The organism is Erwinia persicina, assembly GCF_014838825.1.
GTDB classification, from domain to species: domain Bacteria; phylum Pseudomonadota; class Gammaproteobacteria; order Enterobacterales; family Enterobacteriaceae; genus Erwinia; species Erwinia persicina_A.
This window is the reverse complement of the sequence record NZ_JACYMO010000012.1, coordinates 120,229-131,750: the sequence shown is the minus strand read 5'-3', so window position 1 is coordinate 131,750 and position 11,522 is coordinate 120,229. Positions and strand designations below refer to the sequence as shown.

Here is an 11,522-nt window from a genome sequence, read left to right as displayed (position 1 = left end):
AGCCGAAGCCAGCAGTGCGTCGTACCCGCCAGCCGATCTGGCGGGTACGACGCTGCCCCCTTGCCGCTGGGTATACAGGGATCGGTAGCGCCAGCCTGCAGCGCCAATGTTATCCGTTATACTCTCCTTTCCGGGACTCCGGGCGCTAAGATGCCGGGGGATAAACGTCAGACAGGAGAGTCAGGGTGAAAAAAAGCGCGCTTCCGACAAAAGTTTGCACGGTGTGCGGACGCCCTTTTAGCTGGCGAAAAAAGTGGCAGGCATGCTGGGAGGAGGTGCGTAAGTGCTCCGAACGCTGCAGGCGTAAGAAAGACCCTGGCTGAAGAAATCCCCTCCCCTTTTTTATCAACGGATGGCGTCGGTGCTTCAGACGATCACTTTTCCGGTTTTATAAGGGGTTGCCCACCGTTGTTTATAACGCCAGTCTGCATCTGATGCGCCAAGAGAAAACCGCATCTCTTTTTGTCTCGTTTCACAGTGCTGCCTGGCCGCCTGTATGTTTTTCCACATCAGCAGGCTTCCCGGACTCAGGGATGAAAAACAAGGGTCAACGCCGCCGTTGGGGACGTCAAAATAGATTTGATTATCACTTTCAGCATGCAGAACCAGGTCCATCGCGCAGGGCGCGTCTCTGACAAAAAGAATGCTGCCAAAAACAAGATGCCTCAGTGACGTCAGGGTGGCTGTCAGAAGCCCCGTATCAAAACACTTCACCTTTCCCTGAAATCTTGCCGTAAATAAATGCACATAGATCTCAGAGAGCTCTTCAGCAGAAAACACTGACTGATCGCGCACCATCCCCCCGGCTTTAATAAAACGGTTAAATTCATTCCTGCGGTTTTTCTCACTCTTGGTCGAGAACTGCTGCTTAACGATGCAGATGGCATTTTTACGAGCCAGAGTATAATTGGCGTTTAGCAGCAAATTATTATGGGTGGGTGATAATCTGTTGGATTTTTCAGGAAAGAGTATTTTCGCATGAGGAGACAGCGGCAGCATAATTTCGTCATAGGAGAAGGGGTATTTCCCCCACAGATTCACGCCAACGCACTGCTCTTCAATAAGCGGGTAAGCGCCTGTAATTACGCCATTTTTCTCGCGATGAAAGTAGCTGATACGCAGGTTTTCATGATTGGCAATGAAATCAAGCACGTCGGGGTTAACATTCAGGCTTCCGCCAAATAACTGATAAGCGTTCCGGTATATTTTAGCATCGGATTTTTCCCAGCCATAAAGCACTCTTTTTAACTTGCTCATAATATAATTAATTGCTGTTAATCGAATGGCTATACTAAGCAGCCTTTATCAAGATATGTTCAAGATAGAGCAGTAAAATGATTTTCCGCTGGGGGGATTCTCTGCCGGTAAACTATTGACTGAATCTTGACGATATGGTGATAAAAGCAGGCTGAATTATCCGTCAGTTCCCACTGAAAAAAGCGAGACATCCGAACGATATCGGTTATCGACGTTATAACTCCGCTCTGCCTTTTCCTTATTCCCGAGGGTTGCCACGTCGCACGGGGATCTCCGGGCGGTACTGGCGGGTATCCGTATACGGAATTAAAGCCAGAACCCGCACCACACCCGGACCCGGTCACCGCAGTTTATCCCTCAGCCATTATCACGAAATCCGGGATAGAGACTCATGCCGCCATCGATGAACAGCGTGGTGCCATGAACATAGTCTGACAGATCACTGGCCAGCCAGACGACCCCGTTTGCCACGTCCTCCGCGTCACCGATGCGGCCGTAAGGGATCAGCTTCAGCAGCTTTTCTCCCGCCTCCCCCCGGGTACTTTCCTGATTGATTGCGGTCGCAATTGCACCGGGGGCGACGGCGTTGATGCGAATGCGCTCACCGCCCAGCTCCTGTGCCAGCGACTGCATCAGCATATCCACCCCGCCCTTAGAGGCGGCATAATTACTGTGCCCCGCCCATGGGATGCGCTGATGTACCGAACTCATATGGATAATTTTACCGGCGGCCCTGCTCACCTCAGGCCGGTGTGCCTGTTGACGGAACTGCCGCACGGCGGCCTGTGCGCACAGGAACTGTCCGGTTAAGTTGACCGCCAGTACTCCGTTCCAGTCTGCCAGCGTCATCTCGCTGACGGGCGCGTCTTTCTGCAGGCCGGAGTTCGCGACAAGGATATCCAGAACGCCAAATTCGGCTATCGTGCGGGCAAAAAGCTCTTTCACCTCAGCTTCTTTCGATACGTCGGCCTGGAGCGCAATGGCACGGCCACCCGCGGCGCGGATCCTGTCGGCCAGTGCCTCTGCGGGTTCAGCCTGACGGTGATAGTTGATCGCCACACTCGCGCCGGCCGCTGCCAGCGCTTCTGCACAGGCGTACCCGATACCGGAGCTCGCGCCGGTGACCAGCGCCACCTGCCCCCTGAGTGATACCCTCATAAACTCTCCTCATTCTGCGAATGTTGTCGTGTCTCTGCCCCTGCCGTCCGCGTGGCGGCAGAATTCGTAACGCACCGGTCTGTCGCCGGTCGTTCAAGTTTAGAGGACCCTGGCCGATAGTGATGAATAATCCCTCCTTAATTATCAGGATCTCTGACGTGGAAGATCGGTCTTCTAAATTACAATGGCGACTGGCTTTCTGGTTGTTTATCTCTCTCATCAGCGTCGCAGCCCTGGCCACCCTGTGGGAATTTACGCTCGAAGGCATCGTTCTGCCCTGGCTGGGTATTCCCTATGACGGTGGGTTTGAAACGGCGGAACGCTGGCGCTTCGTGTTCACCTCGACCGCTTTTGCCATACTGTCTATTCTCATTCCCGGCTGGATTATCCGGCGGTTGCTGATTTCACTCAGCCAGAGCTATGGGGAAATTATGGCGGCCCGCAAGGAAACGCTGCGGCTGGCGCGTCATGATGAGCTCACCGGGCTGCATAACCGTCGGGTCTTTATGGAACGCCTCAGGCAGGCGCTCAGCACCCCTGAAACCGGCACAGCCGTGATGATCATTGACCTCGACAAATTTAAGCCCATCAATGATACCTTCGGGCACGCCACCGGCGATGAGGTGCTGTGTGAGCTGGCAGAGCGGCTCAGGCATTTCCGCCGTGAGGGGATTAGCGTTGCCCGGATTGGTGGCGATGAATTTGCCCTGCTGGTCGACGGCAGCATGACCCAGGATGAGCTGGCTCTGCTGGCATCGGGCATCTGCATGGCCCTTTCTCAGCCGCTGGTATCTACTCCCCACCCTGTTTCCGCCGGGGTAAGCATTGGTATTGCCCTCGCCCCGCTGGATGCGAATGAGCCGGACCTGCTGCTGAAATGCGCCGATACGGCGATGTATCACAGTAAACATACCGGGCGCGGCGCGTACCGGTTCTACGATCCGGCTTACGGTGAGGCCGTGCGTGCCAGAGAGCGTTTTGAACGTGAAATCACTGACGCGATGCAGCAGGGGCAGTTTGTTCCTTACTTTCAGCCCATCGTTAACCTGCACAGCCAGCAGATCTCAGGCTTTGAAATTCTTGCACGCTGGCATCATCCCGGGCGGGGCCTGCTGATGCCTGCCGATTTTATTGCTGACGTCGACAGAATGGGCCTCATGCCCGCCCTGACCGAACGGATGCTGCGCCAGTCGTGCCGCATCGCCCTGAGCTGGGAGCCGCATCTGACGCTGGCGGTCAATGTCTCTGCCTCGATGATTGACGACCTGGACTTCCCGGAACACCTGCGCCAGCTGCTGCTGGAAGAACGCTTCCCCTGTTCACGCCTGGAAATTGAGATTACGGAGGAGGCACTGATTGCCAATCTGCATAACGCGAAAGCGAATCTGAATACCTTCAGGGCGATGGGGATATCCGTATCACTGGATGACTTTGGTACCGGCTACTCCGGCCTGTACCATCTGACGCAGCTTTCAATCGATAAGATTAAAATTGACCGCTCTTTTATTGCCCTGCAGTCGTCGAATAAAAACCAGATGGTTGATGCCATCCTGGCGATGGGTAAAAGCCTGGAGATGCAGGTCACCGCTGAAGGGATTGAAAAAATAGACATGGCACAGTGGCTGGCGATACATGGCTGCGATTTTGCCCAGGGGTATCTCTTCGGCAAGCCGGTTCCCGGAGAGGCCGTGTCCCACCTGTTCAACGGCGCTGCACTGAAAGAGCTGAGTGTACTCTTAAATGAAAGAATGAAGAGTGGGGCAGTGCTCACAGCGGAATAAGTTGTATACCGTTGACGGGGGAAACGCCTGATACTTCCCTGATGCCGACAGCCTGATGGTCTAGACTTACCCGGTGTAAACAGCCCTTTTATCTGAGGCTGACTGACCGGGAGGTGACATGAAGTTAACACTACCATCCTTGATGGCCTGCGTTTTTCTTTCAGGCTGCGGCGGCAACAACACCGGGCCCCAGGTGACGTCACCTGGCCAGCCGACCTCCCCCGGACTGAGCGCGTTATCCGCTGGTGCCGGGGTCATTCAATCCAGACCCCCAATTGCGGCGATTAACACGTATCTTGATGGTTTCCATTTTTACAGCGGGGACCGCAACGGTCAGATGGAGGCACACCATTATGTGACCGTGCTGAATGACGACGTCATGCAGGCGGTGATTTATGATGGAAACACGCGCGACGCGCGGCTGATGGGCATTGAATATATCATCAGTGAGCGTCTCTATAAGGGCCTGCCGGAGGAAGAGAAGCGGCTCTGGCACAGCCACCGCTATGAGGTAAAGTCGGGCACACTGATAGCTCCCGGCCTGCCTGCTCCGCTTGAAAAGCAGCTTATGGCGAGGATCGTCAATACTTATGGGAAAACCTGGCATACCTGGCATACCGATCGCGATAAAACGCTGCCCCTCGGCATCCCGGCGCTGATGATGGGGTTCACCGCCGATGGCCAGCTCGATCCGCGCCTGCTTGCCGATCGCGATCGCCGGTTCGGGACGAATACGCAGAGTATTAAACAGTCCCGGCAGGATCTTAGCAGTGAATCTGTCGACCCGCAGGCAGATGCCTGGCAAAAAGGCCATGTCATCCAGTTAAAGAGGGTAGCGGGAGGAGGTGAACATGCCAGGGGAAACACATCTTTCTCAACCCCGGAGCGCATCTTAAACCACGCTCAGGGTCACGCTGTTCCAGCGGACGATAACGGGATTTAACCTGCCCGGGGGCATGAAAACCGATTAGCGGTCAGCGTGATTATCGTTAATATCCCGGCCCCCGGCATCACGAAGCGCCGCCACATGTCGCGCAAAACTCGCTTTCATTTCCGGGCTGTCGGTATTGACGCTGGCATTGCCATCCTCGTCGATCAGGATCGCCTCCTTTTCCAGCCGGGCTTCCTCCATGTCTTCGCTGGACAGCACATTAAGCAGATTTTCAGGGCTGCTGAACAGATTTTTCAACAAACGAAACACCGTATTCTCCTGTAAACAGGTTAACCCCTGCCCCGGCTAACCTGTTTTCACATGCGGGTGCGGCTCCCTTATTTTTCAACGGGGGGCTCCGAACCCAGCTCTGCACCCGTGACCGGATCCAGCGTGATATCCGACGCGGTACGCAATTTCAGATTATCCAGATTTGCCTGGGCTTCCGGCGTCAGGGCCACACTGGCACCGCCATCCCCACCGTCCACGGCTGGTGCAGGATCGTCGACATAGCGGAAGTTTTCGTCAGAATTCCAGCTCCCCCTGACGTCTCCACCCTGCGACATGTTGTAATACACGTTGGCATACTGCTCCACAGGCGGCAGTTTGCCCGGTGGGAAGTGATTACGGATGGCGTACAGCGCCTTTTCAAAAGAGAGCTGGTGGGCCACTTCCCGGGTCATTAAAAATCCCAGCGCGTCTTTAACGCCGGGATCGTCAGTGACGTTAATTAGCCGTTCATAGAGGATTTTTGCCCGCGCTTCGGCAGCAATATTGGAGCGCAGATCGGCTGTGACTTCTCCAATAGTGTCAATATAAGCTGCGGTCCAGGGAACGCCAGCCGAGTTAGTCAGCGGCGGCCCGCCCCCGTACAGCAGGGAGGTCAGATGGCTGTCATTACCCTTCCCGGTAATTTCCCGGTAAAGCTCCCCCTCTTGTTCCGTGCCTTCAGCAAGTGCGCCCTTCGCCCCCTTATTGAGCATGCCGACCAGCGAACCGATAATTTCAAGGTGGCTCAGCTCTTCGGTAGCGATATCCATCAGCATATCTTTCCGTCCGGGATCGTCATCACCCAGCCCCTGAGTGAAGTAACGGCAGGCGGCGGCGAGTTCACCCTGAGGGCCGCCGAACTGTTCAAGTAACAGGTTTGCCAGGCCGGGATTGGGTTCCGCGACCCGGACGGTGTACTGCAGTTGTTTGACGTGTCTGAACATGGTTTACTCCCGCTGTTCATGAAAAACCTGCCCGAAAGCAGGCCATAGGATCATCTATTTTTTGGCTTCCACACCGGGCGTGGCAGAGCGCACCATAAACTGTTCCGTCACATCAGGAAGATGTTGCAGCGCCCAGTCGGCCATGGCCACTTCCTGTTCCCGGATCTGTTCAAAAATGCGCGCCCCTTCGATGTCGCCGACCAGTTCCGCGGCGGCAATCAGGGAGGTGTAGCTGGCAATTTCAAAATTTTCGAAGACGTAGCCGCTAATGGCCCCTTTTACGACCTCATCGTCTGCCATCATGCCTCCCATCGCCTGGCCCATGGCAGAGAGCTTGCCCATGGCATCTTTCACCATCGAGCTGGAGGTGTCGTAACGATCAATAACTGACTGAACCAACGCCTGCTGTTCACGTGTCTCTTCAATATGCTGTTCAATCCTCGCCCTCAGGTCCGGATAGTGTTCAAGTCGTGCCGCCATTTTTTCCAGCATACTCTCCGCCTGTTTTTCCATGGCATGAGCGTCTTTTACCCAGGAAAGATAGTGGTCTTCGTAGTTCATAGCATTCTCCTCGTTGAACAAATGCGCGTGCCGCGTGGACTCACGGGCTGACGGTCAGCAAGACCGGTCCCTCAGTTCTGTTGTTCTGCGATTACGTTCAGTTTTTCATCGGTGGCTTTCTCTTCTTCAAGCGTTTCTGCCAGCAGGCTGGCCGCTTCTTTATAGCCCAGACGGAGCGCCATGGCATGGAGGGTGCCGTAAGTGGCGATTTCATAGTGCTCCACCTTCTGCGCGGCGCCGATCAGACCGGCATCCCGCACCGGACCGGCCTCCACCGCCTCAATGATCTCCTGTGCTTCCTCGACCAGGCCTTCCAGCGCGTGGCACTTCATTCTTTTAATGCGAACGCCATCGGTCACCTCAACCAGCTTGTCCAGACGTTCAATCTGGCCCTGCGTTTCTTCCAGGTGCGCTTTAAAGGCAGAAATCAGTGTTTCATCTGTTGCTGCCCGCGCCATTTTTGGCAGCGCTCGCGTAATCTGCTTCTCGGCGCTGTAAATGTCAGATAAGTCATGAATAAAAAGGTCTTCCAGCGTTGTAATTTTCATCGTCATATCCAAATAAAAGTGAATAAAAGAAAGGGAAGTATTCCACAGACGGTTTTAAGTTTAGTCAGGATGGGGTGAAGATCATGTTCATATTTAAAAAATATGATAAGAATATTCTTAATTGCAAGGTTTGTCGGGTTTTACGATGGCAATGTTAATATTGTACATTTTTTATTTTTTTGTATAGATTGCTTTTTTTTGATGCTTTGCCACAATTGTTTTTCGGTGGAGAAGAGTGAGGGTTTTTATTAATCGAACCCGCATCTTCTTCCTCCCTGCATCCAGGTCTATATACTGTCGGGAATGGCTCGTTTCGGATTGAGTAGAGTTTTTCCTCGTGAACGTGATGCTGAAAGTATTCGCATTCTTATAACGAACTTACCCTGAGGCGGTAATGGAAAAACAACGAATCTTCGCGCTGATATCAGCCTGGCCACGACTGAATTTTGTCGCTATCAAAATCATCCGTGGTAGATGTGATTGCTCAGGAAAGTGGTGCAGTGATATTTATCTCACTGATAATAAAGAACAACCTTCATTACTCTTTATCGGTAAAGTGCCCGAGGAAGAGGCGGAACGCTGTATCGTCAGGCTTTCTGCATGGCTGATGGAATACAGCCATCAGCACGGAAAGCATGCCGGCTTTTCCCAGGAGAAAAGAGCAACACCTGTCTCTGATGACCTTCACATGACGTTGTCCGCTGCCGACTGGCGACTGACCAGAACGGGGGCGCGTATATAAGAAAATCCGTGTTTCAGTCATTTTTATTTAAAAAAAGTAAAAGTCAGAATTATTACTCAATCGCTCACGTCATTTGTATCCGGCCTTAGCGCTTTACTGTTTACGTAACGAGTGTTTATAACACCAGAGAACATTACTGGAGGATTTGCTTTGCCAGAGGTTAAAAGAATGAATTTTGCGGTGAGAGATTTCTCCTGGGCCCTGCTGGTGGCCGTCAGGCTCTTTCATCAGAACGGACAACGCTCACTCCTTGAAGAACATATTTTTATTATGCGCTGGCTTGAACAGGCAAAAAGAAAAAAGATTTTCCCGGTAAGTGTTGCCCCCGAGATTGATTTCTTTCTTAAAGAAGGTAAACGTCTACATTATCGGGCAGGACTGCGGGCAAAGGCTGAATATATCTGGAATACCTGTACAGGAAAAAAAGAAGCGCTGTCCGATCTCCGCCGCATTACCTCTTTCTTTGAGGCGATGCAGATGGTGGGCTGGCGCGATGTTCTGGTGCCGGACAGTGAATGGGACAGCATGATCCCTAAAGAGGTGACCTATCCCGCCGTCTATCTGCGCAAGTCCGCTCTGCACCAGGGCTTTGATCTGAATGAAAACATGCTCTACCCGATGACCCTGCGACTGAGTGCGGCGTTTCCCGGCCTGATGCTGCTGGCGGAGGATGCGCGATTAAATGCGACCGGCTTCGTTGATGAACGCGGATTTTACAGCGTGACGCTTTCCAGCGTCTCCGCGACTGAAGCGCCTGATATCGGGGAGCCTCAGTCATGATCCGCCGCAGGGTGACTTAACCAGACGGGTCGCCCCGCGTAATCCTGCGTTGAGCGGCCCTGCGCCCACGCCAGTACTCCTCCAGATAAGGCAGAATTTCAAAAAGGATAATCGCCGTCATGACGCTCACCAGGTAACCCACCGGTAACGGTGCCTCCCGCAGGCGTAATGTAAAATCGCTGGGCTCTGTCCCGGCACCAAACAGAGACAGAAACTGCTGCCAGTACCGGGAAATAACCAGCAGAAGCGCCATTAAAGGCACCATTTCGAGAAAACTGTGCACATGCTGTTCAACAGGCGAGACGCGTCTCGCCGTAACGGCATAGCTGACATCCCAGAGGGCTGTGGCTTCGTGACAGAAAAAAAGGGTAATCATAACCAGCAGGATCAGGGCATTGACCTGCATGAAAAGTGCCGCCAGCAGCGGGATCCCCATTTCCAGAAACATCAGCAGGTGGATAAAGGATTCCTTACTGCCTGACGTCGTTTCAATGTCCGATGCCCGGTGACACAGCCAGTCACAAAATCCGGCAATCAGCCAGACGGGCAGAACACCATAAAGTAATAATAAGAGTTCCGGGTCGGCATGCTGCATCATCAGTGCGTGCCTTATCTCAATGGATCTCGTGGCTCACCTTTTCCGCGCGGTTGTCCACGGGGAAAAGCTGGTTCCGTGTGATATCCGGCAGGTGCTCAAGTGCCCACCTGACCATCTTAAAATCTTTCTGGATAATTTTATCGAATAACTGAATAGCTTCCTGGTCTCCCAGCGCTTCTGCCGCCGCAATCAGCGGCGTCAGACAGCCGATTTCGTAAGCTTCCAGCAGATAACTGCCGATGAAATTATTGACCGGGTCCGGTGACATCAGCAGGCTGTTTATCCCCTGGATACAGTTCCGGAAATGAGACACTCGCTCGCTGCCCAGCGCAACCGAATCGATCTGGCGCTTTTGCATAAATTCAGTCAGCAGGGCAATGTTAGACCGGGTTTCTTGAATGTGCGTTTCTACATGGTCCTGCAGTTCGGGCCACAGCGTCAGGTGCTGTTTTAATTCATTGAGGGCGATCTCTGCGTGACGCTCAATCGCACACGCATCACGTAGCCAGCAGTGGTAACTTTTTTCAGGTTGCATTCCATTCTCCGTTAGAGGGTAGCGTGATATCAGACTCTCGCCTGAAACGTCAGGCATTGCTGGCTTCCCCATATTCGCTCTGTTGCTGATGTATGCTCAGGGCCCGTGAAACGCCATCGCGCTTTCACAGGCCCTGATCGGTCTTCACACGGTGACATCAATCATTGCGATGACTGTTTTGTCCACCTTTGCGGCCGGCTTCGGCCGCTCTTTCCGGATCGTTTTTAAAGTTACCGCCACTGTTCTGGCCGCCTTTATGGCCGGCTTCAGCAGCACGCTGCGGGTCATTTTTAAAATTCCCGCCACTATTCTGACCGCCTTTATGGCCGGCTTCTGCAGCACGCTCTGGATCGTTTTTAAAGTTCCCACCGCTGTGCTGACCGCCTTTATGGCCCGCTTCAGACGCTTTCTCTTTATTTTCTGCAAAATTACCAGATCCACCACGATGTTCAGTCATAATGTGTTCCTCATATTTTCAGATTAGAGAACGTCCTTATTCCGTTACGTTTCGCTTGTTCATCGACATTCCGTGTGCATTTAAAGTTAGACAAACTGTTTCTCGTGCGCAAATGGAAGTGATAAAAAATTATTATTATTTTTTTTCGTTTTTACTTAACTTCAAGTAATTAAAAAGAAATCATCGAGGAATTATTTTTCCTGTGTTGTTTTATTAATCTTTCAAATTATACAAATTAAAATATCTCGTACAGTTATGCGTGATAACGCAGCGATTTGTTAAGATATTGTTCTTATAAATCAGTAGTTAAATCTTTTTTTAGGAATATTCCTAATTTTATAACTTGGTTGTACAAGTTGTATATTATTAGAGTTCGTTTTTTACTGTTCACTCTATTCATCACTGTACGGAAGTAGCCGGTTAATCGTTCTTTACACCAAGGAGAGTGGTTAAGTTAGCCTCTTGTAACGGCTTTTCACCTGAATATACCGAGGAGGTGCGGATGACAGATGAAGCAAAACTTAAGATAATTAAAGAACGCTACCGTAGCGAAAAGAAGCGTGCAAAAGTGTTGTCTGAAATAGTAAGCGATTTCAGCGGGTCTTCTGAGGAGAGAAAATGGCTGGATACACTTATCCAGCAGAATCATCAGTTATTGCGAGAAATTCAAACCTCTCTGCTTCTCCATTCGCTGTCCCGCTGTGCTGTTATACAAAACATGGCTTCCGCTTCGTTACGCTTTCAATGTGATAAAGACCCGTCGCCGGGAAACGTATTTAAAAATGAACGTGGCAGGTATAACGAAACATTTTCTGTGAAGACTCAGGAACGGGTTATCTGGCGCTGAATATGTCGTGCTAGCCGTTTTCAGTAAAAACGTCCCGCTTAGGAGCAATCTGCGAATCCTTCAACACCGTACGGTGTGTCCGTTAAACGTCATGATCAGCATTTGAGAGGAGC

General features: G+C 52.0%; 14 protein-coding genes and 2 pseudogenes. 6 read left to right on the top strand and 10 right to left on the bottom strand.

What is annotated here, in order from left to right:
- The first annotated feature begins 185 nt into the window (after positions 1 to 185).
- Positions 186 to 323 (top strand): DUF2256 domain-containing protein, encoded by a 138-nt coding sequence (locus IFU29_RS20285; RefSeq protein WP_191935500.1) that lies wholly within the window; start codon positions 186 to 188, stop codon positions 321 to 323.
- Between the two features lie 43 nt (positions 324 to 366).
- On the opposite strand, the gene IFU29_RS20280 is transcribed toward IFU29_RS20285, so the two are convergent.
- Both IFU29_RS20280 and IFU29_RS20275 read right to left on the bottom strand, forming a co-directional pair.
- Positions 367 to 1,257 (bottom strand): GNAT family N-acetyltransferase, encoded by an 891-nt coding sequence (locus tag IFU29_RS20280; protein WP_191935499.1) that lies wholly within the window; start codon positions 1,255 to 1,257, stop codon positions 367 to 369.
- A gap of 357 nt (positions 1,258 to 1,614) precedes the next feature.
- A complete protein-coding gene (locus IFU29_RS20275) occupies positions 1,615 to 2,415 on the bottom strand; it encodes a glucose 1-dehydrogenase (RefSeq protein ID WP_191935498.1) in 801 nt (266 codons plus the stop codon).
- A 158-nt stretch (positions 2,416 to 2,573) separates the two neighbouring features.
- On the opposite strand from IFU29_RS20275, the gene IFU29_RS20270 reads away from it, so the two are divergent.
- Positions 2,574 to 4,196 carry an EAL domain-containing protein gene (locus tag IFU29_RS20270; RefSeq protein ID WP_191935497.1) on the top strand — a complete coding sequence of 541 codons (1,623 nt, stop codon included), beginning with the start codon at positions 2,574 to 2,576 and terminating at the stop codon, positions 4,194 to 4,196.
- Between the two features lie 118 nt (positions 4,197 to 4,314).
- Positions 4,315 to 5,139 carry an OBAP family protein gene (locus tag IFU29_RS20265; protein ID WP_191935496.1) on the top strand — a complete coding sequence of 275 codons (825 nt, stop codon included), beginning with the start codon at positions 4,315 to 4,317 and terminating at the stop codon, positions 5,137 to 5,139.
- Between the two features lie 24 nt (positions 5,140 to 5,163).
- On the opposite strand, the gene IFU29_RS20260 is transcribed toward IFU29_RS20265, so the two are convergent.
- From IFU29_RS20260 to IFU29_RS20245, 4 genes are all read right to left on the bottom strand, one after another.
- Complete coding sequence (locus IFU29_RS20260; protein ID WP_191935495.1) at positions 5,164 to 5,397, bottom strand: hypothetical protein; 234 nt, start codon at positions 5,395 to 5,397, stop codon at positions 5,164 to 5,166.
- Positions 5,398 to 5,465: 68 nt separating this feature from the next.
- Positions 5,466 to 6,341 (bottom strand): manganese catalase family protein, encoded by an 876-nt coding sequence (locus IFU29_RS20255; RefSeq protein ID WP_191935494.1) that lies wholly within the window; start codon positions 6,339 to 6,341, stop codon positions 5,466 to 5,468.
- Positions 6,342 to 6,395: 54 nt separating this feature from the next.
- The gene (locus tag IFU29_RS20250; RefSeq protein WP_062748751.1) at positions 6,396 to 6,902 is read right to left on the bottom strand and encodes a ferritin-like domain-containing protein; all 507 of its coding nucleotides are present in this window, start codon (positions 6,900 to 6,902) and stop codon (positions 6,396 to 6,398) included.
- 71 nt (positions 6,903 to 6,973) lie between these two features.
- On the bottom strand, positions 6,974 to 7,450 hold the full coding sequence (locus IFU29_RS20245) for a YciE/YciF ferroxidase family protein (RefSeq protein WP_191935493.1): 477 nt from the start codon (positions 7,448 to 7,450) through the stop codon (positions 6,974 to 6,976).
- Between the two features lie 394 nt (positions 7,451 to 7,844).
- On the opposite strand from IFU29_RS20245, the gene IFU29_RS20240 reads away from it, so the two are divergent.
- The gene (locus tag IFU29_RS20240; protein WP_191935492.1) at positions 7,845 to 8,192 is read left to right on the top strand and encodes a hypothetical protein; all 348 of its coding nucleotides are present in this window, start codon (positions 7,845 to 7,847) and stop codon (positions 8,190 to 8,192) included.
- Positions 8,193 to 8,360: 168 nt separating this feature from the next.
- Positions 8,361 to 8,972: a DUF2913 family protein gene (locus IFU29_RS20235; protein WP_191935491.1), complete on the top strand. Its 612-nt coding sequence runs from the start codon at positions 8,361 to 8,363 to the stop codon at positions 8,970 to 8,972.
- A gap of 16 nt (positions 8,973 to 8,988) precedes the next feature.
- Here the strand turns inward: IFU29_RS20235 and IFU29_RS20230 are convergent, their stop codons facing one another.
- From IFU29_RS20230 to IFU29_RS22540, 4 genes and pseudogenes are all read right to left on the bottom strand, one after another.
- Complete coding sequence (locus tag IFU29_RS20230; protein WP_244633758.1) at positions 8,989 to 9,570, bottom strand: diguanylate cyclase; 582 nt, start codon at positions 9,568 to 9,570, stop codon at positions 8,989 to 8,991.
- Between the two features lie 16 nt (positions 9,571 to 9,586).
- Entirely contained in the window at positions 9,587 to 10,105 is a 519-nt protein-coding gene (locus IFU29_RS20225; protein ID WP_191935490.1) for a DUF892 family protein, read from the bottom strand.
- A gap of 157 nt (positions 10,106 to 10,262) precedes the next feature.
- Positions 10,263 to 10,376: pseudogene (locus tag IFU29_RS22545) on the bottom strand (general stress protein); the annotation flags it as partial.
- Between the two features lie 24 nt (positions 10,377 to 10,400).
- Positions 10,401 to 10,562 (bottom strand): annotated as a pseudogene (locus IFU29_RS22540) (general stress protein); the annotation flags it as partial.
- A 502-nt stretch (positions 10,563 to 11,064) separates the two neighbouring features.
- On the opposite strand from IFU29_RS22540, the gene IFU29_RS20215 reads away from it, so the two are divergent.
- Complete coding sequence (locus IFU29_RS20215; RefSeq protein ID WP_191935489.1) at positions 11,065 to 11,409, top strand: hypothetical protein; 345 nt, start codon at positions 11,065 to 11,067, stop codon at positions 11,407 to 11,409.
- The last annotated feature ends 113 nt before the right edge of the window (positions 11,410 to 11,522 follow it).